Annotated in this window: 21 protein-coding genes and 2 pseudogenes; 9 read left to right on the plus strand and 14 right to left on the minus strand. The window is 51.8% G+C overall.

Annotation, left to right across the window (positions count from 1 at the left end):
• From RJ38_RS15390 to RJ38_RS15410, 5 genes and pseudogenes are all read right to left on the minus strand, one after another.
• A pseudogene (locus RJ38_RS15390) lies at positions 1 to 265 on the minus strand (hypothetical protein); the annotation flags it as partial.
• Positions 262 to 537, minus strand: coding sequence for an IS3 family transposase (locus RJ38_RS15395; RefSeq protein WP_039016955.1), 276 nt, complete (start codon positions 535 to 537; stop codon positions 262 to 264). The gene RJ38_RS15395 and the pseudogene RJ38_RS15390, both read right to left, overlap by 4 nt.
• Before the next feature lie 423 nt (positions 538 to 960).
• On the minus strand, positions 961 to 2781 hold the full coding sequence (typA, locus tag RJ38_RS15400) for a translational GTPase TypA (protein WP_039019776.1): 1821 nt from the start codon (positions 2779 to 2781) through the stop codon (positions 961 to 963).
• A 94-nt stretch (positions 2782 to 2875) separates the two neighbouring features.
• Positions 2876 to 3211: a DMT family transporter gene (locus tag RJ38_RS15405; RefSeq protein ID WP_039019777.1), complete on the minus strand. Its 336-nt coding sequence runs from the start codon at positions 3209 to 3211 to the stop codon at positions 2876 to 2878.
• Positions 3212 to 3235: 24 nt separating this feature from the next.
• The gene (locus RJ38_RS15410) at positions 3236 to 3694 is read right to left on the minus strand and encodes an Lrp/AsnC family transcriptional regulator (RefSeq protein WP_039019778.1); all 459 of its coding nucleotides are present in this window, start codon (positions 3692 to 3694) and stop codon (positions 3236 to 3238) included.
• A 131-nt stretch (positions 3695 to 3825) separates the two neighbouring features.
• Here RJ38_RS15410 and RJ38_RS15415 point away from each other — a divergent pair, with 131 nt between their 5' ends.
• The gene (locus RJ38_RS15415) at positions 3826 to 4032 is read left to right on the plus strand and encodes a DUF6356 family protein (RefSeq protein ID WP_202903899.1); all 207 of its coding nucleotides are present in this window, start codon (positions 3826 to 3828) and stop codon (positions 4030 to 4032) included.
• 130 nt (positions 4033 to 4162) lie between these two features.
• Positions 4163 to 4942 (plus strand): class II glutamine amidotransferase, encoded by a 780-nt coding sequence (locus RJ38_RS15420; protein ID WP_039019780.1) that lies wholly within the window; start codon positions 4163 to 4165, stop codon positions 4940 to 4942.
• Here RJ38_RS15420 and RJ38_RS15425 read toward each other — a convergent pair.
• The 4 genes from RJ38_RS15425 to RJ38_RS15440 all read right to left on the minus strand — a co-directional run bounded on the left by RJ38_RS15425 (position 4939) and on the right by RJ38_RS15440 (position 8220).
• Complete coding sequence (locus RJ38_RS15425) at positions 4939 to 5586, minus strand: YitT family protein (RefSeq protein WP_082005787.1); 648 nt, start codon at positions 5584 to 5586, stop codon at positions 4939 to 4941. The genes RJ38_RS15420 and RJ38_RS15425 overlap by 4 nt on opposite strands.
• Positions 5587 to 5688: 102 nt before the next feature.
• Positions 5689 to 6903, minus strand: coding sequence for an NADP-dependent isocitrate dehydrogenase (locus tag RJ38_RS15430; RefSeq protein WP_039019781.1), 1215 nt, complete (start codon positions 6901 to 6903; stop codon positions 5689 to 5691).
• A 186-nt stretch (positions 6904 to 7089) separates the two neighbouring features.
• On the minus strand, positions 7090 to 7728 hold the full coding sequence (locus RJ38_RS15435) for a thiamine phosphate synthase (protein ID WP_039019782.1): 639 nt from the start codon (positions 7726 to 7728) through the stop codon (positions 7090 to 7092).
• A gap of 81 nt (positions 7729 to 7809) precedes the next feature.
• Complete coding sequence (locus RJ38_RS15440; RefSeq protein ID WP_238321727.1) at positions 7810 to 8220, minus strand: hypothetical protein; 411 nt, start codon at positions 8218 to 8220, stop codon at positions 7810 to 7812.
• Between the two features lie 219 nt (positions 8221 to 8439).
• Between RJ38_RS15440 and RJ38_RS15445 the strand changes: the two genes are divergently transcribed.
• The 3 genes from RJ38_RS15445 to RJ38_RS15455 all read left to right on the plus strand — a co-directional run bounded on the left by RJ38_RS15445 (position 8440) and on the right by RJ38_RS15455 (position 11901).
• Positions 8440 to 9186 carry an RNA methyltransferase gene (locus RJ38_RS15445; RefSeq protein WP_039019784.1) on the plus strand — a complete coding sequence of 249 codons (747 nt, stop codon included), beginning with the start codon at positions 8440 to 8442 and terminating at the stop codon, positions 9184 to 9186.
• A gap of 67 nt (positions 9187 to 9253) precedes the next feature.
• Positions 9254 to 10393 carry a heme A synthase gene (gene ctaA / locus RJ38_RS15450; RefSeq protein WP_039019785.1) on the plus strand — a complete coding sequence of 380 codons (1140 nt, stop codon included), beginning with the start codon at positions 9254 to 9256 and terminating at the stop codon, positions 10391 to 10393.
• 17 nt (positions 10394 to 10410) lie between these two features.
• Positions 10411 to 11901, plus strand: a complete 1491-nt coding sequence (locus RJ38_RS15455; RefSeq protein WP_039019786.1) for a carboxypeptidase M32 — start codon at positions 10411 to 10413, stop codon at positions 11899 to 11901.
• Positions 11902 to 11977: 76 nt separating this feature from the next.
• Here the strand turns inward: RJ38_RS15455 and RJ38_RS15460 are convergent, their stop codons facing one another.
• Positions 11978 to 12754 (minus strand): enoyl-CoA hydratase, encoded by a 777-nt coding sequence (locus RJ38_RS15460; protein WP_052245465.1) that lies wholly within the window; start codon positions 12752 to 12754, stop codon positions 11978 to 11980.
• A 57-nt stretch (positions 12755 to 12811) separates the two neighbouring features.
• On the opposite strand from RJ38_RS15460, the gene RJ38_RS15465 reads away from it, so the two are divergent.
• The 3 genes from RJ38_RS15465 (at position 12812) to rpsI (ending at position 14399) form a co-directional block, all read left to right on the plus strand.
• Positions 12812 to 13243 carry a PaaI family thioesterase gene (locus RJ38_RS15465; RefSeq protein WP_052245466.1) on the plus strand — a complete coding sequence of 144 codons (432 nt, stop codon included), beginning with the start codon at positions 12812 to 12814 and terminating at the stop codon, positions 13241 to 13243.
• Between the two features lie 191 nt (positions 13244 to 13434).
• Positions 13435 to 13899, plus strand: coding sequence for a 50S ribosomal protein L13 (rplM, locus tag RJ38_RS15470; protein ID WP_039019787.1), 465 nt, complete (start codon positions 13435 to 13437; stop codon positions 13897 to 13899).
• Positions 13900 to 13901: 2 nt separating this feature from the next.
• Positions 13902 to 14399 carry a 30S ribosomal protein S9 gene (gene rpsI, locus RJ38_RS15475; RefSeq protein ID WP_039019788.1) on the plus strand — a complete coding sequence of 166 codons (498 nt, stop codon included), beginning with the start codon at positions 13902 to 13904 and terminating at the stop codon, positions 14397 to 14399.
• 58 nt (positions 14400 to 14457) lie between these two features.
• On the opposite strand, the gene RJ38_RS15480 is transcribed toward rpsI, so the two are convergent.
• Positions 14458 to 15855, minus strand: a complete 1398-nt coding sequence (locus tag RJ38_RS15480; RefSeq protein ID WP_052245467.1) for a UvrD-helicase domain-containing protein — start codon at positions 15853 to 15855, stop codon at positions 14458 to 14460.
• A complete protein-coding gene (locus RJ38_RS15485; protein ID WP_039019789.1) occupies positions 15852 to 16697 on the minus strand; it encodes a PD-(D/E)XK nuclease family protein in 846 nt (281 codons plus the stop codon). The genes RJ38_RS15480 and RJ38_RS15485 overlap by 4 nt, the downstream gene beginning before the upstream one ends.
• Between RJ38_RS15485 and RJ38_RS15490 the strand changes: the two are divergent.
• A pseudogene (locus RJ38_RS15490) lies at positions 16654 to 20859 on the plus strand (UvrD-helicase domain-containing protein); the annotation flags it as partial. The gene RJ38_RS15485 and the pseudogene RJ38_RS15490 overlap by 44 nt on opposite strands.
• 82 nt (positions 20860 to 20941) lie before the next feature.
• Here RJ38_RS15490 and RJ38_RS15495 read toward each other — a convergent pair.
• Both RJ38_RS15495 and RJ38_RS15500 read right to left on the minus strand, forming a co-directional pair.
• A complete protein-coding gene (locus RJ38_RS15495) occupies positions 20942 to 22300 on the minus strand; it encodes a site-specific integrase (protein ID WP_039019790.1) in 1359 nt (452 codons plus the stop codon).
• A 187-nt stretch (positions 22301 to 22487) separates the two neighbouring features.
• Positions 22488 to 22867: IS3 family transposase (locus RJ38_RS15500; RefSeq protein WP_039019796.1), on the minus strand; the 380-nt coding region annotated here is incomplete at its 5' end.

Here is a 22867-nt window from a genome sequence, read left to right on the forward strand (position 1 = left end):
CAGCATGTCTCTCATCTTTCTGCTCCCACGGGAACAGCCATCCTTTGAACGTTCCAACCAAGACTATCCGAGGCCGCCCATAGCTTTGCAGGCTTAAGCGATGCTGTTCACGGATGTGAGCCAGGATCACCATATCATCGCGTTGACGCTGGCTCATCGGGCGAACCCGCCACGCGCGAAAACCACGTGATGTGACCCGCATAACTTTGCACAGGAACTCAACTGGCCATTCTTCTTTCCAGGCGTCGATGAACGCAAATCTCACCGGCTTTGGCCTGCAAAGAAGATTGCCGCCTTTTTTAACACTTCCCTCTCCTCGCGCAGCAGACGGACTTCCTTGCGAAGCCGCGTGTTCTCCTTCTCAACGTCTTCATGCGGTCCTGACATCAGGTCATCGTGTTGATGCTGTTGAACCCATTTGTTCAGCGTCGAAAGCCCAACCCCTAAATCTGATGAAAGTTGAGGCCGCGTTAAGCCACTCGTCGCCGCCATGCGCACCGCATCACGCCGAAACTCGTCTGTGTATCTCTTTGCCATTCTCTATCTCCTTCATAGCAAACATTGCTCGAAAGAGACCGGAACTAAACCGCGACAAGACCAACTGTGATGTTGTCGAACCAATCGCATTCGTTCTTCTGAGTGCTCCCGCTGATAGTATGCGGTTCAGTCGCGAATTGTTTGATGCGTCAACTACCTGATGTTTAGCCCTAAAAGACCAAACTTAATCTGAGGTTGTTATCATCCAGCTGGTGTCTGATCGTACATAGTTCACGAGCATGAACCACAACTTAAGTCATAGCCTTGTGGATGAATGACATTCCAATATTCTGCGCTGAGTACATCTTGTTTTTTGGCTCAGTCATTGCAGGTGAATTCGGGCACGAATGGAAAAAGGCGGCCCAATTAGACCGCCTTTCATCTTGCTTTAAATACTCATCACCCGAAAGGGGCGAATGGCGCTTATCCGTTTGAACGTGCGTGACGTTTACGCTCGTGTGGGTCGAGGTGACGCTTGCGCAGACGGATGTTGTTTGGCGTAACTTCGACCAGCTCATCCGTGTCGATGTAAGCAATCGCTTCTTCCAAAGACAGGGTGATTGGTGTTGTCAGGCGCACTGCTTCGTCGGTGCCAGAAGCGCGAACGTTGGTCAGTTTCTTACCTTTCAACGGGTTCACCTCAAGGTCGTTTTCACGAGAGTGCTGACCAATGATCATACCCTGATAAACGTCAACCTGTGCGCCAATCATCATCTTGCCGCGATCTTCTAGGTTCCACAAAGCATAGGAAACGGATGTGCCGTTTTCCATGGAGATCAGAACACCAGCGCGACGGCCAGGGATTGCACCTTTGTGTGGCGCCCAGTCGTGGAACACACGGTTCAGAACACCAGTGCCGCGCGTGTCGGTCAGGAATTCGCCGTGATACCCGATCAGACCACGTGAAGGAACATGGGCGATAATGCGGGTTTTGCCTGCACCGGCAGGGCGCATTTCAGCCAATTCGCCTTTACGCACACCTGTCATTTTTTCGATCACAACACCGGAATATTCGTCATCCACATCGATGGTGACTTCTTCAATGGGTTCATGACGAACACCATCAATATCACGGAACAAAACCTGCGGACGAGAGATTGAAAGCTCAAACCCTTCGCGACGCATGTTTTCGATCAAAACACCCATTTGAAGTTCGCCACGACCGGCAACTTCAAAGGCTTCACCGCCAGGCGTGTCAGAAATCTTAATCGCAACGTTGCCTTCAGCTTCTTTCATCAGGCGGTCACGGATCACACGAGACTGAACTTTTTTGCCATCGCGGCCAGCCAATGGGCTGTCGTTGATACCAAAAGTCACAGTGATGGTGGGCGGATCGATTGGCTGCGCGGGCAGGGGCGTGTCAACGGAAGGCGCCAACAGTGAATCTGCCACAGTAGATTTGGTCATGCCTGAGATGGAAACAATGTCACCGGCTTCTGCCACGGGAATTTCTTGCTGTGAAAGACCACGGAACGCCATGATCTTGGTGGCCCGGAAATTTTCGATCAGATCGCCATCGCGAGACATCGCTTTGATGCTTTCGCCCGCTTTCAATGTGCCCGCTTCAACGCGACCAGTCAGCATACGACCCAAGAATGGGTCAGAACCCAATGTGGTTGCAAGCATTTGGAAAGGCTCATCTTGACGTGAAATCTGTGCAGGCGCTGGAACGTGCTCAAGTACAAGATCGAACATTGCCGTCAGATCTTTGCGCGGACCGTCCAATTCCATGTCAGCCCAGCCATTGCGGCCAGATGCGTACATGGTTGGGAAATCAAGCTGTTCGTCAGATGCGTCAAGGCTTGCAAACAGGTCAAAACACTCGTCCAGCGCGCGATCAGGTTCCGCGTCAGATTTGTCAACTTTGTTCACAACAACGATTGGACGCAGACCCAGCGCAAGCGCCTTAGAGGTCACGAATTTTGTTTGTGGCATTGGGCCTTCAGCGGCGTCAACCAGCAGAACAACACCATCAACCATGGACAGGATACGTTCAACTTCGCCACCAAAGTCAGCGTGACCTGGGGTGTCAACGATGTTGATGCGTGTGTTTTTCCAAACCACAGATGTGGGTTTCGCAAAAATCGTAATGCCGCGTTCGCGTTCCAGATCGTTGCTGTCCATTGCGCGTTCGGCAACTGCTTGGTTGTCGCGGAATACACCGGATTGTTTTAGAAGCTCATCTACCAAGGTCGTTTTGCCGTGGTCAACGTGAGCGATGATTGCGATATTTCGAAGATCCATCGGTTGGTCCGTCCTGCCATGTAATGCGTTACGGGCGCCCTATCGTGCATAGGGCGAAAAAGCCAGCATTAAATGTAAAAACCTACGGCAACGGTTAATGTGTTGCGCTGTTTGAAAAAAGATTGATCACCAAAACACCACCCAAGATCATGCCCAGACCCAGGATTGCTGGGAAATCTAGGGTTTGCCCAAAGATCACCCAGCCCGCGATTGCGATCAACACAATGCCAAGACCGGACCACAACGCATAGACGATACCAACAGGCATGTATTTGAGGGTGAGGGATAAGAAGTAAAATGAAATCACATAGGCGATGACCACGATGATGGCCGGGATGATGCGGCTCATTTGTTGGCTGGCTTCAAGCGCGGATGTGCCAATGGTTTCACAGATCACGGCAATCATCAGGAAGAAATATTGTTTCGGCATTTCAAGACCTTCAGGGTAGGGCGCTTACAATGGCAGTTGCGTGGTTTCTTTCAATTCTTCCATAACAAATGACGCCGAAACATCCGACATGTCCACCCTTGAAATGAGGCGCTGATATAATGCGTCGTAATCTTTCACATCACGCACCCGCGCCCGGATCAGATAATCAAGATCACCGGTCATCCGGTAGGCCCCCAGAATTTCGGGCATCTCACGGGTGGCGCGGGCAAACCGTTGCAACCAATCCGCATCATGTGATTTCGTGCGAATTTGGATGAATACTGTGAGGGACAAGTCAATTTTCTCGGGGTCCAATAAGGTGACGCGCCCGATGATCACGCCCACATCTTCCAAAGCTTTCACACGCCGCCAGCAGCCGTTGCGCGACAGGCCAACAGATTCGCCCAATGCCTCTAAGCTAAGAGACGCATCCCGTTGCAGAAGTTTCAAAATTTTGCGGTCTATTTCATCAAGTGTCACCATAAGGATGAATTTATCGAGATAATGTCACCGCATCAAGCGAAATTGATTGAAATACGGGAACACTTCTCACGCGGTTCTTTGTAAATTAGGGAAACGCGAAACGCCGGATAAGGCATAACAGGATAAGCCCCATGATTGATAAAGTATTTCTCGACCACCCACGTTCCGTTGAGGAAAGCTATCTTGAACACGCGGCCTTTGCGGGCAAGTTCTCAATCAAATTGTTCCTCGCGGCCTCTGCGGCTTTGGTGCATGCGGTGATCCCGTGCCTGTTTGAAAAAACCGCCAGCAAAATGATCGCTGAAATGTATGCAAAGACACATAATCGCGGCAAATAATACCACGAAGGTCTTCAATGTAAGAAATCACAACGTAAGAAACGGGCAACCCCTGTGAGGTTTGCCTGTTTTTTCGTTGGTTAATGTTTATACGCTAGCCTGTATCGCGTATGTGAAGGAAATCTAAACAATGTGCAGATGGGCCGCCTTTATTGGCCAACCTATATTTCTCGATCAGGTGATTGAAAACCCTGGTCATTCTTTGCTTGTGCAAAGCAAGGCCGCGGAAGAGGCAAAGACTGCCATCAACGCCGATGGGTTTGGTGTCGCGTGGTATGACCACCGTCCGCAACCTGGTCTATATCGTGATGTTTTGCCCGCATGGTCCGATCCGAACCTTGCCTCTATCGCGCGTCAAATTCGGTCTGGCCTGTTTCTTGCGCATGTTCGGGCATCCACTGGCTCTGCGATCAGCCGCAACAATTGTCATCCCTTCGCAAGTGGCAACTGGAGCTTCATGCATAATGGTCAAATCGGAGGGTTTGAGAACTTCCGTCGCAGTGCTGACATGTTGATCCCAGAGGAATTATATCACGAACGCAAAGGTGCGACGGACAGTGAAGTTTTGTTCTTGCGTGCCTTGTATCATGGGCTTGATACGGATCCTGCCAAAGCCTTGTGTCAGGCAGCACGTGATCTGGATATGCTGTCGCGTGAGAAGGGGGAAACACCCCATTTGCGTCTGTCAGTCGCGATGTCTGATGGCAAACGTCTGTTCGCAGCACGGGCCAGTTCGGATCACATCGCGCCTACGGTTTACTATCGTCGTTGCGAGACATCCGCAGGCTGGATGGTGGTTTCAGAACCCTTAGAAGACGGGCAGGACGGATGGGTCGAATTGCCCCCCGGTCAGATCGCAACCTTCACCCAAGATACCGTTGATCTGCAACCTTTCTGCGTGAAGCCTTAACGCGCGATATAGCGATCCTTGCGGTGGTTCATGCCAATCGCAAGGTTCGTGATCACCGCACCCAGCAGCGAAAACCCCACAAGCGGCAGATCCAGCACGAACAGCGCAATGATGAAAATCACCGCATCCACGCCCAGCTGAAACCAGCCGGCGCGAAAGCCCGTGCGTTCTTGAATATACAGGCCCAACACGCCAATCCCCCCAAGGCTTGCGCCATGACGGAACATAATCAACAAGCCAGCCCCAGCAAGGGAACCTGATAAAGTCGCACCGAACCAAGGGTTTATATGGTTGAATTGCACCATGTCAGGCATGATCTGCATCAGCATAGATACGACCGCAACCGCGGCGAAGGTCTTTAGCGTAAACACAACCCCCAGCCGGAAATAGGCCAAAAGATAAAACGGGATATTCAGAATGAAGAAGATCGTACCAAATTCCCATGCAGTGACATAAGACAGCAACACCCCAAGGCCCGCTGTCTGGCCGGTGATCAAGCCAAGATGCGTCAACAGCGCCACCGAGAAGCTGCACATCAAAGTGCCCAAACCAATCGCGATCGCATCCTCATACCAGGCATGGCCAGCTTGACGATGCGGTTCTTTATGGCCTTCTGGCGGCGTTGATCGGACATGTTTTGACATTGTTTTCCCTTAACTTACCGCATGATACTTATAGCATATATGTAAAGAAAAAAGGCGGCACGCTGTCACGTACCGCCTTTTTAAAGTGATCATGCGAAGGGTTTAGCCCGCAAGTGCTTTGGACAGGTTTTCGTTTACCTTTTCGAGGAAGCCCATTGTGGTCAGCCATTTCTGATCTGGACCAACGAGCAGGGCCAAATCTTTGGTCATGTCGCCAGCTTCCACAGTGTCCACGATGACTTTTTCAAGCGTTTCGGCAAAGTTCATCAGCGGTGCGTTATCATCCAATTTCGCGCGGTGCTTCAGACCACCAGTCCATGCAAAGATAGACGCGATAGAGTTGGTGGAGGTTTCTTTACCAGCCTGGTGCTGACGGAAGTGACGGGTCACTGTGCCGTGTGCCGCTTCGGCTTCCACGATTTTTCCATCTGGGGTCATCAGCTGTGACGTCATCAGGCCAAGTGAACCAAAGCCCTGCGCAACAGTGTCAGACTGAACGTCGCCGTCATAGTTCTTACAAGCCCAAACAAAACCACCGTTCCATTTCATCGCGCAAGCAACCATGTCATCGATCAGACGGTGCTCATATGTGATGCCAGCAGCTTTGAATTTATCAGCGAATTCTTCGTCAAACACCTTCTGGAACAGATCCATGAAACGACCGTCATAGGCTTTCAGGATGGTGTTTTTGGTGGACAAATACACAGGCCAACCCAATTTCAGGCCATAGTTCATAGATGCGCGTGCGAAATCGATGATGGATTGATCAAGGTTATACATGCCCATCGCAACACCGGCAGCAGGGGCGTCGTAGATTTCTTTTTCAATGACATCGCCGTTTTCACCAACGAATTTCATCGTCAGTTTGCCTTTGCCTGGGAACAGGAAGTCAGTCGCCTTATACTGATCACCAAAAGCATGACGACCGATAACAATCGGCTGTGTCCAACCTGGAACCAGACGTGGAACGTTGGAACAGATGATAGGCTGACGGAAGACAACGCCACCAAGGATATTGCGGATTGTGCCGTTAGGCGAGCGCCACATTTTCTTCAGACCGAATTCTTCAACGCGGGCTTCATCCGGGGTGATGGTCGCACATTTAACGCCAACGCCGTATTTTTTGATCGCTTCGGCCGCATCAATGGTGATTTGGTCGTCGGTTTCGTCGCGTGCTTCGATGCCAAGATCATAATATTTCAGATCAAGATCAAGGTATGGCAGGATCAATTTGTCTTTGATGAACTGCCAGATGATGCGGGTCATTTCGTCGCCGTCGAGTTCTACGACGGGATTCTCTACCTTAATTTTGGTCATGAGAGGCCTCTTTGGTTGGGCTTGAGTTGGAATCGAATTTGACGCTTTCTAACCGACTTATGTTGGAAAGGGAAGGCAGTATGCAAATGTATACCGAAACTATTTGATCGATTTTGAATGCAGAAATGAAAACAGGCCGCTGATGGGGCGGCCTGTAGGATATATATATATAGTGAAGGATCGGACCTACATCGCGGCGATCAGCTTGGCCAGTGCAGTTGAGGGATCTTCGTGACGCCAAATTTCGTCGCCGATGCCAAAGAAATCTGTTATCGGGGAAAGGGTTCTGATGAGATCTTCATCCAAAACACCCTCAGCGACCACGGGCACTTCGACGACCTCAGACCACCATTTGAACAGTTCGGATTCAGCGTGGCTGCCGTCACCTGTGAGGGTCTCGCCGACCGGGCCAAAGCTGATATAGTCGGCACCAGCTTCACCTGCGTTCAATCCATCATGGCGTGAGGTTCCGCAATGGGCACCCAGAATGAAATCAGGGCCATATGTGTCGCGCAGTTTGCGCAAACCTTTGTTGGCATCGGACAGGTGAACCCCGTCGAACCCCAGTTTTTCAGCCAGCAAAACATGGCTTTCCATCACGATAGCAACTTCGCGCGCATGACAGGTTTCGCGCAAAATATCGCCCGCGCGTGACAGGCGGCTTTCATCCGTCGTCGCCATAGACATGCGCACGCAGGCGACGTCATGGGCGTCCAGAACCTGCCCCAAACGGGACGAAAATTCAGAAAGTTCGAATTCCGGAGGCGTGATCAAATAGATCTGTGGCTTTTCTGAGGCGTTTTCTGGGGTGGGGTCTGCGGACATTTCCGTTTCCTTCTCGCGGCTTTGCGCCCCTATACGCCCATTCTGCGCATAAGGCAAAGGGGGCGTGGCCTAGGGCCGCAATTAGGAGGTATCTAGGCGAAACTTAAGAAACGCATCACCTTCATAGGTGACCTGGCCGTGTTCCTCGGCGCCCATACGCTTAAAGGCCCCAAGGTTTATGCGGGATGGCGGAAGCAGGAACGTTACATAGGGGATCCGCTCGTCTTTTTTGGCCATGTCCAAAGCGATCCGAGTGATTTTTAGACCAAGGCCAAAGCTGTCGGCATTAAGAACCAAGCCAAAATCCCAGTCATTGCCTTCCTTTTGAAATCCGCCCCAGCCGACATATTCACCACGATGCAAGATTGCGCAATGTCCAAGTCCATTGATTTTCCAATGCGCTTCTTTTGCTTTAACAAACTGTCGGACTGCATTGATGTTCCACACTGTTTTCATAAGCGGCATGTGTTTTGACACTTTCGGATCTGACATATGCTGTTGTATTGTCTCCTCAGATATTTCGGTTAAACGCACAAATCGAACGTCATCTTTCCCCTGGTCAATCATCGCAACTGTCCCCCTATACCTTAGTATATCTGCAGTTCGTGCGGAGTTTTCAACATAAAGAAATGGAATCTGCTGGTGTACGGAGCCGACTTGCACCGGCTGAAAGGGCAGATTATCAGGGGGCATCATAATCTGGGGCCCGATATGACTGACAAATCTGCACAACCGAACTTCATTCTGATCCGCCCGCAAATGGGCGAAAACATTGGGGGTGCGGCCCGTGCCATGTGGAATTTTGGCTTGGATCGCATGCGCATCACCAGCCCGCGTGATGGGTGGCCCAACCCAAAAGCAGACGCAATGGCCTCGGGGGCTGGGCGTTTGTTGGATGAAGCCCAATTGTTCGACAGCACCGATGCGGCCCTTGCCGATTGTGATTATGTGTTTGCCACAACCGCGCGTCATCGTGGGTTAACCAAGCCAATTATGACCCCGGAACGCGCTATGGCCCATACACGCGCTTTGATTGCCGAGGGCAAAAAAGTGGGTGTGATGTTCGGCCCGGAACGCGCAGGTCTTGAAAATGAAGACGTGGCGCGTGCCAATGCGATTATTTCAGTGCCGGTGAACCCGGAATTCGCGTCGCTCAATCTGGCGCAATGCGTGCTGTTGACCGCGTATGAATGGGGCCAAGACGCCCATGAGATGCCCGCAGAAAGCATGGAAATGGCAAAAACCGAATTTGCGCCCCAGATTGAGATCGCAAAACTGGCGGAACACTATGAAGATCGCCTAGCCGATGCGGGGTTTTTCTTCCCGGAAACCAAAGCAGATAATATGAAGCTGAACTTGCGCAACCTGTGGTCACGCATGCCTTTGACGCGTGCGGATGTGCAAACCTTGCACGGTGTTATGCGCCAGATGGTGCGTTGGAAACAACGCGACGACTAAGCGCGTTTCCGATCTTGCAGAGAGGCGAGTGCAGGCATAGGTTCTCCATAAGTTAAGGGAGCCAGCCATGAGCCAAAAACGCAGTATTTTTGAAGAGGTCAGCACAGACCAGCCCGTCGCCCAAGCCGCGCGGACCGGAATGATCGATGCGAAATCCAAAGGCGCACGCGGCCCAATTCGTATTTGGCTTGGTATCTTGTTCGTTCTGGTTGCCGCCATGATCTTGGTGGGCGGGCTGACGCGCCTGACTGACAGTGGCCTTTCAATCACCGAATGGAACCTTGTGACCGGCGCGATCCCACCACTGGATGAGGCCGCCTGGCTTGCGGAATTCACCAAATACCAAGAGATCCCCGAATTCCAGTTGCAAAACCACGCGATGGATCTGGAAGGTTTCAAATCCATCTATTGGTGGGAATGGGGGCATCGTTTCCTTGGTCGCTTTGTTGGCTTGGTTTGGGCAATCGGCTTTTTCTGGTTCCTGCTGCGCCGTCAAATCCCCACGGGCTGGACCCAACGTTTGTTGATCTTGGGTGGTCTTGGTGGTCTTCAGGGCGCGATTGGCTGGTGGATGGTGTCATCCGGCCTGTCCGGGCGCATGGTTGATGTGGCGTCTTACAGACTGGCCATTCACCTGGGCTTGGCCTTTATCATTCTGGGCTTGATTGCTTGGCATATGATGGCGTTGACCCGGTCTGAGGCCGGTTTGATCAAAGCGCGTCGTGGCAAAGACAAAAAACTGTTTTCCATGGGAACGGGCCTGATGCATTTTGCCTTCTTACAGATCCTTCTGGGGGCGCTGGTTGCGGGCATTGATGCGGGGCGGGGCTATATCGATTGGCCTTATATGGGCGGACAAATCATCCCCGATGACATGTTTATGCTTGTTCCGCTCTGGTCGAATTTCTTTGAAAACGCCGCCTTGACGCAATTTGTGCATCGGCTTGCGGGATATCTTCTGCTGATCTTTGCCTTCATAGCGTGGCGCAAATCACGGGGGGCCGGCAATGGCTTTACCAAAGGGGCCTTTACTGTGGTTCTCGTGATGATGGCGATGCAGGCCGTTTTAGGCATTGTGACCGTCATGAATGCCGCGCCCTTGAGCCTTGCGATTATGCATCAGCTTGGGGCGATCGTCCTTTGGGTGTTGATCCTTCGGGCACGTTTCGCGGCCCTTTATCCAAAAGAACAATCTGTACGTGACTGATAGACAGGACTAAGAAAATGAGCAGTTTTTCCGAACTTATGGCGTTTCAACGCCGCACCGAAGCCCTGAACCAGACGTCTGAGCGTCTTGCTTGGGATCAGGAAACCGTTATGCCGCGGGGCGCGACCGCGCAGCGCGCCGAAGAAATGGAAGCGATGGAGGCCATCTTGCATGCCCGTCGCACCGATCCGCGCATGGGCGATTGGATCGAAAAAGCGTCTCTTGAAAACCTGACAGAGGTTGAGGCAGCCAATCTGCGGATCATCAAACGCAAATTTGCGCGTAATTCCAAAATCCCCGCCGATCTGGCCGAAGCGTTGGCGCGTGAAACCAGTCTCGGGCAGGGGATCTGGGCAGATGCCCGTGCCAAGGAAGATTTTGCCGCATTCGCACCCACCCTTGAAAAAGTCATCAAACTGCGTGTTGAAGAAGGCGAAGCCATGGCGCAGGGCGAAGACGGTATGGGCAATGCCTATGATGCGCTGGTGCAGGATTATGAAACCGGTGCTACCGCTGCCAGTCTTGGTGCGATGTTTGACGCCATGCGTCCGCGCTTGGTGGCGCTGCTTGATAAGGTGAAAGGGTCCTCCCATCAGCCGAAAAGTCTGGAAGGGACGTTCACCGGCGATGATCAGATGAAGTTCGCCCATGTTCTGGCGGAACGTTTTGGATATGACCTTAACCATGGCCGCATTGACCGTGCGGTGCATCCATTTTCGCTTGGCTCTGGTCAAGAAGCCCGGATCACCACGCGCACTGTGGAAAACGACCCGTTCAACTGTTTCTATTCTACGATCCACGAAGTTGGCCACGCCTGCTATGAACTTGGCATTGATGACCAGCATTTGCTGACCCCATTGGGGCGCGGCATTTCTATGGGCGTGCATGAAAGCCAAAGCCGGATCTATGAAAACCAAATCGGGCGGTCCCGTGCGTTTACATCTTGGATGTATGGTGCTGTGCGCGAAACGTTTGGCGAGATTGGCGTTGAGAACGCCGATGAGTTCTATGGCACTGTGAACCGGGTGAATGATGGCTATATCCGGACGGAAGCGGACGAGCTGCAATATAACCTGCATGTGCTGTTGCGCTTTGATCTTGAACAAGCCCTGATTTCGGGTGATCTGGCCGTGGCTGATCTGCCTGCCGCCTGGAATGAGCGCTTTGAAAAGGACTTTGGCTTTGCGGTCGATAAAATGTCCAACGGCTGTATGCAGGATGTGCATTGGTCCGTCGGTCTGTTCGGCTATTTCCCGACCTACAGCCTTGGCAATGTGTATGCAGGCAACTTGAACCAGGCGATGCGCAAAGCTGTACCTGATCTGGATGCAAGTCTTGAAGCAGGCGACACAAGCCCGGCCACGGACTGGCTGCGCGAGAACCTTCAGAAACATGGCGGATTGCGTGATCCGCGTGAGACCATCGTGGCCGCCTGTGGATTTGAACCAACCGAGGCCCCTTTGATGGATTATCTCGAAGCGAAATTCAGCGATATCTATAAGCTGTAACCGACCAAGGTTGGGGGTGCGAAGGCGTCCCCAACGCAACCCAGACGGGGTATTTCAAGGCCGAAACTGAGGTCGGTTATGTCTTGCGATTGATAAAGGCATCAATCGCGGCCTCTGTGTCTTTCAACAACATGTTTTCGGTGATCACCGTGCCCGTGTAATCATAGGCATCAGAAACCGGCATCTCGAGTTGCTTGTAAAAGGCTTCTTTACCAATCTTAACCGCAGAGGATTGTTTTGACGCCACGAGTTCCGCCAATGCTTGTGTTTCTGCGTAAAGGCTTTCGGGGGGGGCAATACGATTGATCAAACCTAAGGTTTCCGCTTCGCGCACATCAAGGAATGTGCCGGTTGTGAGCAGTTCAAAGGCCTTTTTGCGCCCGATGTTGCGGGACAAAGCAACCATTGGGGTGGAACAGAACAGGCCAATGTTCACGCCATTCACCCCAAAGCGCGTACCTTCCGCAGCCAAGGCCATGTCGCAGCTTGCCACCAGCTGACATCCGGCGGCGGTGGCAATGGTGTGCACCTGTGCGATAACCGGATGGGGCAGGGCCGTGATACGCTGCATCACGCTGCTGCAACGTTGGAAAAGGTCAAGAAACCCGGCGCGCCCGCCATCATCGGCCTGCCGCTTGGCGGTCATTTCTTTCAGATCATGCCCCGCACAAAAGGCGCGACCTTCACCGGAAATGATCACGACCTTGGTGGAGGTGTCCGTCGCGATCTCGTCAAGATGGCGTGCAAGTTCCGCAAGCATTGCGTCAGACAAAGCGTTTAGGTTGCGATCCGAATTTAGGGCCAGCCGTGTGACACCTGTGTCTGTATCGTTGCGTAAAATTAAATCGCCCATCTTGTTCCCCTCTGAGGTTTGCGCCAAGCTACGCCAAAGATATTCACGAGGCAAACTATGACGTTTCAAATGACCATCCCCGAGCTTGAAACCTATATGGCGGAGATTTTCCCCCAAGTCGCACAGGATTTCCGCATTGAGGCGATCAAAGGCGATGAAACCGTGATGCGCTTGCTGACATCTGATCGCCACCTGCGGCCCGGGGGAACGGTGTCTGGCCCTTCCATGTTCGCGCTTGCTGACTGTGTCATGTACGCTGCAATTTTGGCGCGCCTTGGCAAGGTGGCTTTGGCCGTGACCACGAATTGTTCGATCGATTTTATGCGCAAGCCCGTGGCCAATACGGATCTGATTGGCACAGCCCGAGTTTTAAAAATGGGACGTTCACTGGTGGTCGGTGATGTCTTGCTGTGTTCTGAAGGGGACAGCCGCCCCGTTGCACGTGCATCACTGACCTATTCGATCCCTCCGGCTGGAAACCCTCAATAGGGGCTCAAACAGGGGCGAAAAAACACAAATATTTGGGGGTATTTATATACCATATTTGCAATGTATTGATTTTAAACAATTAATGCGATCTTTGTGCACTTGACTGTGCACGTGGAACCTATAAAACCCCCATATCGAATTACGAATGGCATGTTGTCATTCATTGAATCTTCAAACTTGGGGTTACTCCTATGAAAACCTTCTCTGCTACACCAGCAGACATCGACAAGAAATGGATCCTGATCGACGCTGAAGGCGTTGTTCTTGGTCGTCTTGCTTCGATCGTTGCTATGCGTTTGCGCGGCAAACATAAAGCGTCTTTCACGCCACACATGGACATGGGTGACAATGTCATCGTGATCAATGCTGACAAAATTCAGCTGACCGGCAAGAAACGTGAAGACAAGAAATTTTACTGGCACACTGGCCATCCGGGCGGGATCAAAGAACGCTCAATCGGTCAAATCCTTGAGGGTGACCACCCTGAGCGTGTTGTGACCAAAGCGGTTCAGCGCATGCTGCCAGGCAACAAATTGTCACGTAAAGTGATGACCAATCTGCGCGTTTACGCTGGTGCTGAGCACGGCCAAGAAGCACAGAAGCCCGAAGTTCTGGACGTTAAGGCCATGAACAAGAAAAACACGCGGAGCAGCTGATCATGACTGACGATATCAAATCTCTCGATGAGCTGAACACTGTTGCTGAAGGTGTTACATCTTTGGAAGCACTCGTAGAAGTTGCTGAGCCACGCGAACCTGTTCGTGACGAACTGGGCCGCTCTTACGCAACTGGTAAACGTAAAGATGCGGTTGCCCGCGTTTGGATCAAACCAGGTTCCGGCAAAGTTGTTGTGAACGGCAAAGACCAAGACGTGTATTTCGCGCGCCCTGTTCTTCAGCTGATCCTGCGTCAACCTATGCAGATTGCTGGCGTTGAAGGTGAATTCGACGTTTTCGCAACTGTTAAAGGTGGCGGTCTGACAGGCCAAGCTGGCGCGGTTAAGCACGGTATTTCTAAAGCGCTGCAGCTTTATGAACCCTCCTTGCGTGGAGTTCTGAAAGCCGCTGGCTTCCTGACACGTGACAGTCGTGTTGTTGAACGTAAGAAATACGGTAAGCGCAAAGCGCGTCGTAGCTTCCAGTTCTCTAAGCGTTAATCGCGAAGAACATACAGTTCAAAGAAAACAAAGGGTTCGCATTTCGCGAGCCCTTTTTTCATGCGTAGCAGATTGATAGCAGTATACTGATTTCGTTGACGTATTGGATTGGTGAATTGGCACAGCCAGGGGCCGCTTGCGGGGTAAGCGCTTCGTAGTCCGTACCAAATAGTCCAGCCCCCACTGAATTCACGAATTCCATAACTTCGGGTACGGATCGCCAATTGCAACGCAGGGGATCTAACGCATCCGGGAATTGGTCGTCTAAAGCCTGTGAAAGGCGCGGATCAGCGCCCTGAAAGCCCATGATGGCCTGCTTGCGGTCGCCAACGATCAGTGCTTTGGGCGCGTGTTGGGCCAATCGCCACAAAAGTGCGAATTGTACGGGGTTGGTGTCTTGGAATTCGTCAATCACCACGCAGTCGATTTCCCCAAGGACAGCTTGGAGCGTGTCTGGGGTTTCGCGTAAGATCTCTTCGGTGCGTGCGATCATATCCGCATAGTCGATCAGACCACGTTGGCGCTTTTCCATATCATAAGCCGCAACGATCTCCTGAGCGCCATTAACTAGGCCCGTGATATGTTCGATGGCATCATTGAGAGGGCCTGGATGGAGTTCCAGACCATCGGCGGCTTCTATGATCGCCTCCGCAAGTTCGTCATAACCTTGGGGCAGTTTGGAGTTGCTGTTTGAGATAAAAAGAGAGCGCAGTTTTTGCCAAGCAGCCCAGTCTGTTTGAAGGCGATCTGTTTGGGCAGCCGATCGGATCAATTGGTGATCTGCGCGCAAGGTTGCGCGCCGGGTTTTTGCGGAAACTGTTTCTGAGACATCGTTTGGAAATGCTTTAAACATATTTTGGACGGCAGATTTCAGAGCAGCATGAAGTTTATTCTGTTTTTTTGTTTTGCCGTAGTCAACCTTCATGGTGTCGATAAGGTCATCCAGCAATTTTGGATCACTGCCACGGGGGCCCAAATTACGCAGAAGATCAATCGTGCTGAGAATTTTACCGCGAAACTGATCCTCGGCAGTGCCGCCTTGCGGGGTAAAGCGATAGCCAAAGCGGCTAAGATTTTCTGCAATGGGCTGCAAAGAGGGGGCTTTGCCAATCTGACTGCGGATAAGAAGATCCCGTTCGGTGTCTTCTAACAAGCGAGATGTTGGCGCGTTTCCTGCAGCGAAGGCGTGTTCTGTAAGCAACCTTTGTCCCAAGCTATGGATCGTCCCAACATAAGCGCGACCAAGGGCAAGGGCGTCATCGCTGCGCCCACTTTGCAGCAAGCGCGCGCGGATGCGTGATTTCATGTCACGCGCGGAGGCTTCGGTGAAGGTCACAGCAAGGATGCGATCCGCACGGACCTCATCTTTATCCAGCCAATCTGCAAGTGTGGTTTCAATTCGGTAGGTTTTGCCAGAGCCTGCACCCGCGGGGACAATTGTGAGGGAATTGTTCATTCGGTGGCCTCCTGATCGTCAACCATAAAAGCTTGCACAAGACGATTTCCGTCCAACGCGTATGGGGTGATGCAAAATTCTTTTTCAAAAATATGAGCATCAGAAATTGAATTCAGCGGGACATTTCCAACTGTAAGATCTTTAATGCGTTCAGATAATAGACTGGTGGTGGTGCTTGAAATGTCACCACTTACGGCCTGGGTGCCTGTGATATGCTTGGTTTCATGGCTTACAATGACTGAATGATCCATCGTTGTGTGATAGGCGGCAATGATGCTATCAGCCCCTGTCGCACGTAGATCCAAGGCGTCATCCCCCTGAGGGTTTAGCAACATTTCTTTGTAAAGCGTGACCTGAAGGTCAGATTGCGCCTCCAGACGTTTGATGCGATTTGTGGATTTTGATCTTTTATGATCGACGACCAAAATGCGTTTATCCGGTAGCTCCAGAATACAATCTGCATAACCATGGGTGCGAATGTTCAGGCTTGGGCTTGCACCTTGCAGGTGTTTCTCGGTGCCAATGACTTTTGCACCGGCTGAACGCAGGAACTGAGCCCAGGCCAAGGTCGACTTTTCAACCTCAACCATAAGGTTTTTATGTTCCAACGCCCATTCATCATCCAGCAACCATGGTGCGCAGCGATCAAGGGCGTTTGAGACATAGGTGGGGATTGCGGTTGAGATTTCAGCATCATCTGGCAGTTCGCAATCGGGTGGAAAGCAGTGTTCCAGAACGTCGTGAACAATCGTTCCCCGCAACATCACATCAAGTTCCTGTGGCGCCCAAAGCTTTTCTTCCGCGCCGATTTCCCCCAAAGTCCAGGCCAGCGGTGAAAGCACAATGCCGACGCGCTCAGGCGTTGAGTTGTTAGCGCTGGATGGCGGGGCTTCGCGAACAAATCTGACCTTTGAGGTGCGGCCAACCACGAAGCAAAGTAAATTATCCGATGTGCTGAATGTGATTGACGAATTCCTTCCCCAGGAAGGGCGATCTGGCGTTGTTGTCTACTGTTCATCCCGTAAAGAAACGGAACGCGTCGCTGAGTTTCTTAAATCTCAGGGCATGGATGCGGAACATTTCCATGCGGGTCTGACGGCGGATGACAAGCAAACGGTGCAGGAACGCTTCCGCGTAGGTGAATTGCGGGTGATTGCCGCGACAAATGCCTTTGGTATGGGCATTGATAAGCCGGATATTCGATTGGTGGTTCATGCGGATATTCCGGGATCATTGGAAAATTATTTGCAAGAGGCAGGGCGCGCAGGGCGTGATCGCGAAGATGCAAATTGTGTTTTATTGTTTGCGGCCGATGATGTTGAGCGTCAGTTCAGGCTGACGGCCCGTTCTCGTCTGGCGCGTCACCAAATCGGTGCGATTCTTAAGGCGTTGCGGCGTATTGATGAGCGAACCAAGAAAACTGGCAAAGTCGTGGCCACAGCCGGGGAAATCGTTCGGTCTGAAAAGGATCACGAATTTGATCGCAACAATGATACCGACGATACGCGCGTCAAAACTGCGGTGTCTTGGTTGGAAGAGGCAAAGCTTGTATCCCGCGAAGAAAACCGGGTGCAGATCTTTCCATCATCATTGCAAGTTCACACGCTTGAAGAAGCCAAAAGACGGCTTGATGGCGCAGATATCACAGGGACCCGGCGCAAAGAATTGCTTTCGATTGTAACACATCTCATGTCGTCACCTGCGGATGAAGGGATTTCAACGGATGTCCTTTGTGGCTTAAGCGGCCTGTCTGCCGGGGCTTTGTCCAAGGCAATGGCGGACCTGGAAACCCTCGGGATCGCTCGGAATGATGTTGCAATAACAGTATTCGTGCATGTTGGTGTGGCGAATGCTTCAATTGCGCGACTTTCGCAGGCGTCCAACCTTGAAAAAGACCTTATTGCCTTAATGCAGGAAATGGCACCGGAGGCGGATGACACTGTTCCCAATCCTTTGAACTTTGCCGCAACCTGCCAACGTCTCAGGGATCAAGGGCACCCGGTTGTTCAGCCCGATCTGATCGACAAGTTGTTGCGGGGCATGGCACGTGATGGGCGCGGACAGGACGGGGGCCAGGGTAACATCAGGTTGCGCAAGGTAAGCCGCGATACGTTGCTGGTAACGATCCAACGTCCTTGGAAGGTCATTTCCCAGACATCCGAAGTCCGTTGGCAGGCTGCAGCGCTTTTGCTGAACTATCTGATTGGCAGGTTGGACAAAGGCGCACGTGGCAAGGATTTGCAGATCGAAACGACGGTCGGTGATCTATTGGCACAGTTAACGCAGGATGGGCTGCTGAAAACGAGCGGCGTAAAGGACATGACCAAACTGTTGGAAAGGTCACTGTTGTGGTTGCATGAACAGGGTGTTCTGACGCTGGGCAAGGGGATGACGGTCTTTCGCTCGGCGATGACGGTCTATCTTGACCAAAAAGGGGGACAGTTCACGCAATCGGACTTCCTGCCGCTTGAAGAACATTACGCGGAACAGACGCTGCAAACCCGTGTCATGGCCAGTTATGCCGAAACCGGCCTGAAGACCATGATGGACGCAAGCCGGTTGTCCGAGGACTATTTTCTGCTCAACAAAGATCAGTTCATGAAGCGCTGGATGCCGGGCATGGGAAGGGAAACCAAACGCCAGACGACCAGCAAAAGCTGGGACAAGATTGTTGACGGTCTGGGTAATAAGGTTCAGCAAAATATTGTGGCGGATGATCGGGAGCAAACCAATGTGTTGGTTCTTGCGGGGCCGGGATCAGGCAAAACACGTGTTCTGGTACATCGTATTGCTTATCTTTTGCGGGTGAGACGGGAAGATCCGCAAGGTGTACTTGTTCTGGTTTACAATCGCCATGCCGCTGCCGAGATCCGTGTTCGTCTGCGCAACCTGATAGGCGATGAGGCCAATGGCGTGACGATTTCGACCTGTCATTCACTTGCAATGAAACTGGTCGGGGCCAGTTTTTCTGGCGTGCGGGCCGCGTCTGAAGACTTTGACAATGTGGTCAATGAAGCCGTCCGTCAACTTGAAGGGGAAGGGCTCAGCAAATCCGAAGCGGAGGCCCAGCGTGACAGCCTGATCCAGGGGTGTCGCTGGATTCTGGTGGATGAATATCAGGATATTGGTTCCGAAGAATACGCCCTGATTTCAGCAGTGGCGGGGCGTTCACTTGATGATGCAGACCAAAAGCTAAGCCTTTTTGCCGTGGGTGATGATGATCAGAACATCTATGCGTTCAAAGGTGCATCTATCGACTACATTCGCCGTTTCGAAGAAGACTATAAGGCTAAACCAGCCTTTCTGATCGAAAACTACCGTTCAACACGGCATATCGTTGACGCGTCTAACACAGTCATTGCCAGTGCCTCTGATCGAATGAAAACAGACCACGACATCCGCATAAACAAAGCACGTTCCCAGGGGATGCGCGGTGGGCGCATGGAAGGCGCAGATACGGTTGCGCAGGGGCGTGTGCAGATCCTGGATGTCCCCACGGGTGTCACCCCGCAGGCGGTCGCGGCTGTAGATGAACTCATGCGCCTGTCGCATTTGGACCCAAAGTGGGATTGGCGCCGTACGGCCGTGGTTTCGCGCAACTGGAAAGAGCTAAACGCAGTGCGCGCTTATGCAGAACACCAGGGGATTGAGGTGGAAATGGCAAACGAGACTTTGCCAAATATCTGGCGCCTCAGGGAAACACAGTCTCTTGTAGCAGGCCTGCGTCAAAAGGCCGGCGATCTATTGGGTATTCAGGGTATCCTGGATGTGCTGAACAAACAGACACGTAACAAGTGGATCGACCTTCTGGCCGAAGGCATTGCTGAACTGGCCAGAGAGCTGGGCACCAAATCCATGTCGGTTCCGGATATTGTGGAATGGCTTGCAGAATGGTCACGCGATACGCGCGGACAGCAACGGGGATTGCTCTTGCTGACAGCTCATCGGGCCAAAGGGCTGGAATTTGATCATGTGGTCATTCTGAACGGTGGTTGGGATAACAGCTCAGGCAAGGAAGATCTGGATGCACCACGGCGTTTGTTTTATGTGGCCATGACGCGTGCCCAGCAAACTTTGACGGTCATGAGCTCGGGCCCTCACGCTTTGTTGTCAGATTCTGTTGATGCGATCGTCCGGCGCAAGGTCATGCCGGATGTTTCTGATAGCGCAACGGATCATAATATTTATCAGCTGCCATCTTTGGATATGGTGTTTCTGTCCTTTGCCGGGCGCAAATATGATCGTCATGAAATTCATGCAGCTGTCGCAGGGGCAAAGGTCGGAGATCCTGTGACGCTGCACTTTGATGGTAAATTCTGGACAATTCTGGATGGCTATCGACGTGTTTTAGGCAGTATGTCTGGTTCTTGGAATCCGCCGGTAAATCACCATTTATTGGAAGGTTATGTTGGTGCGATCGTCAAATGGCGTAAGTCAGATAATGATGAGAAACACAGGGATCAACTGAAGCGCGATGAATGGGAATCAGTGCTGCCAGAGTTTATTTTTCGATCAGGAGAGCCGGGTGTACCCATTGGCGAACCGGCTGAAATGTCTGAAGAAGAGAGCTCGCAAGACGATGTGACTGCTCCAGAGACAAAAGTCCAAGACCCACCCAATACTGGTAGCTCTGACGTAAACACGGAAGCCTGTCAGCCAGAGATCCTGACGCCTCTCATCCAGGCAGGTGTATCAAATTCGCAGACATGGAATGAATTGATTGATGACTTGCTGGGAAAGGGGATCACATTGGTTCCCAAAGGCGGTGGCCTGGTCGTGCAATCTGCACAAGAAAAGAATGAAATTTGCAAGCTATCGGCTTTGGGATTTCGTTACATTGATCTGATCCGCCATTTCGGTGACGGTTTTCCTGGCCATCCTCAGGAGTGGCTGGTGGAGAAGGCTTTCAACGAAAATTACGTTCCTAAAGGGGCGAAACGAAAGGCAAAGCACAGAAAAGGAAAAAGGCGGCAAGATGAAGACATCTCCCTCATTGAAGATTGATATTCTTGTTTTAAGGCGTTTTACGATCATGTTTCAGTTCAGCCTGAAGCCATTTGACCAGCTGTAAATCTGTGGGGCCTGATTAAAAGACACACGGCAATGATGCGATGGCAGCGAGTTTTTCCTTCACGTCCGTTTCATCGCGATATGTGGTGGTGTTGATTGATCGGGCAGCATCACTGCTTTCGACGTGTCCCAAAATATCAAAGCGGGTGACCTCGTGAATGTCCCTGTTATGGATGAAGCTGTGGTTCACGTAATGACGCAGGCTGTGCATACAGAGTTTGCGCGGATTTCCGTTCAACGACAGGTGTAAAGACTTGCGCCAGAAATCATCCAGGGATTCGCCGATTTTGGCCACTTGTCTCTGATGTCCGTCCTTCATGCGTTTCTTCGGAAGAATGTCCGGGCACAACAATCCGGTTGGGGAAGTGACGTGGGATGAAGCATGATCGAGCAGTCCAAGTTCAATCAGGTGGGGATGAACAGGGATGATCCGGCTCTTTTCAATTTCTCCGCCTTCGCCCTTAATACCGCGGTATGTGTTGGCGCGAATGTGGAAGCAGGGGATGCCGGCAACTGTCGCCACATCTTCCGCCAGAAGCCCGGCGATTTCCGCACGTCGCGCGCCTGTATAGGTAAGAATGAGAGGCACCCAGAATTTGGCATCCCTGATCATGTTTTCTCCGGGAGCATGGCGCCTGCCGTCGCTTTGACAACCTTGCCACGCGGAATGGGCGAAGACCTGCTTCACTTCTTCAGGTCGGAACACTGCACGCCGTTTATGAGCGGGTGTATTGGCTTTGACTTTGGGTTTCAGGAGCGACACATCTAGATCCGTTTCTAATGTGTGGCCCTCAGATTTTGCCCGTTTCAGGAGCAGTTCCAGTGATTTGAAGTGGCGAGACATTGTGCTCGCAGACAAGCCATTGGTCGTGGGGTTGTTGAGATTTGCCCGCGCCATAACAGCAGAAATCGTAAGATCTGCATCCTTGGCTGACCGCAGAAAGTTCTTGGGGATCTTTCCTAAGGCATCACGGTACAGGCTCAGGTGGAATTGCCTGATCTGCGTGACATCAGTGACGCCAGTCACAAGAGAAAACAGGCGTAAATCAGACGCTCGTTGTTTGGCGACATCTTCACTGAATTCGTCTGTCTGTGCCATGCGCCAATACACATCGGCAATACCGGATGAATAGCTGGCGCGATTGGTTGCCCTGGCATTCTGAGCAGCGTCATGCATGTTGCGCAGTAGTTGCGTCGTGAGATTTTCAACTGATACAGGGGGAGCGGCAGCGACTTCGATCTGTTTTGGCTTAGGCTTTTCCGGGATGTTAACCACGGCCGGAAGTTGCAGAGTTGAAGCTGGTTTGGGTTGTTCAGCCTCTGTTTTCGGGCATTGTAGCAAATCCTTTGCTTGATCACGGCAAGCATCCAGCATGTCTGTTTGTGGGGATCTGACAGCCTCAAATGCAGCAAGCTTTGCAGTGATATGCGCTTCACGGACCTGGCATTCATGTTCAAGATTATTGAGAACAGAGGTGTCCGTTTCCGTCGCTGTTGCGAAATCGTTTTCCAGAGATGCACGACTGGTCTTGTCCCGCTTACGTTCCGGTCTCTGAACTCATTTATGCGGCCTTTCGCTCAAAAGCCAAGGGACTTTTCCCGCCAAGCGATGAGTGGCGACGGCGCGGGTTATAGAACCCGTTGATATACTGGAAGATCGCGCCTTCAGCCTGACGGCGTGTGTCCCAACGGTTGCGCCAAATCAGCTCAGCCTTAATGGATTTGAAGAACGTCTCGACCATAGAATTATCATAACAATTTCCCTTGCCGCTCATCGAGACCTTGAAACCGTGCTTGGACAAGCGCTTCTGATACTCATTTGAGCAATATTGCGAACCACGATCCGTATGGTGAATGCAATCCTCCGGTGGTTGGCGCAAAGCAACGGCCATATCTAACGCCCGGATTGCCAGATCCTTCTTCATGCGGTTACTGATAGCCA

The sequence above is a fragment of the Halocynthiibacter namhaensis genome (genome assembly GCF_000812685.1).
In the GTDB taxonomy this organism is placed as follows: Bacteria; Pseudomonadota; Alphaproteobacteria; order Rhodobacterales; family Rhodobacteraceae; genus Halocynthiibacter; species Halocynthiibacter namhaensis.